1 protein-coding gene and 1 pseudogene are annotated in these 812 nt (G+C 64.0%); both read right to left on the reverse strand.

Going from position 1 to position 812, the window contains the following annotated elements:
* Positions 1 to 189 (reverse strand): annotated as a pseudogene (locus tag HX846_RS35390) (murein biosynthesis integral membrane protein MurJ); the annotation flags it as partial.
* Positions 190 to 191: 2 nt separating this feature from the next.
* Positions 192 to 812: O-antigen ligase family protein (locus HX846_RS35395; RefSeq protein WP_372242055.1), on the reverse strand; the 621-nt coding region annotated here is incomplete at its 5' end.

The following is an 812-nucleotide window of genomic DNA, read 5'->3' on the forward strand; positions in this document are numbered from 1 at the left end:
CAGGGCGGCGGCACTCAGCACACCCCCGGCCAGGGACATGCGCAACGCTTCGGGCAAGAACAGCGCGATCAGGAACGCATCGCTGCGCTCGCCCGCACCCCACGCCGCCACCAGCAACCACTCACGGGCAAACCCGAGGCACAGCCCCAGCAAGGTTGCCAGGGTCAACCAGAACGCCGATCCGAGCATGCCTAGGGCCCGACGCTATTGAACACAGGCTTGCGATGCGCCACGGTCTTGACCTTTGGCAGACGCGCCGGAAACAGCCGCCGCGCCTCCAGCACGTTGATCCCCACCATCAGCCAGAACAGCGCAATCATCACCAGGGCGAAGCTGAAGTAGTGGTCAAAAAAGCCGCTGACCAGCGCCGACAGAATCCCCGCCGTGCTGCCCAGCCAGATCGCATTGTCCTTGGTCAGGCGGATCGGGCCGATTTCCGGACGGGACTCGCGCCACCAGCGCCAGGTCACTGCGATAAACAGCAGCATGCTGATCACCCCGGTCTTGTAGACGAAATTCAGCCACAGGTTGGAAATTCCCAGCAGGTGCGTACCCGGCACCGGAGGGTCAACCTTGAAGCCAATGCCCAGCGGGTAACTGGCCACGGCCTGGGGGAACATGCGGTATTCGTCAAAGCGCACTTCCGTACTCGCGTTCTGCGCCGAAAAGATCGTCGCCAGGCGTTCCTGCAGCGGTGGATACGACACTACCAGCGCCGCCGCCAACGCCACGCCGATCATCAGCAAACGCCCGGTGTACGGCACCCGGCGCGACGCCATCCAGATCAGCACCAGCGCCAGGCTGACCATCGC

The sequence above is a fragment of the Pseudomonas sp. K5002 genome (assembly GCF_013386655.1).
Classification (GTDB): Bacteria; Pseudomonadota; Gammaproteobacteria; order Pseudomonadales; family Pseudomonadaceae; genus Aquipseudomonas.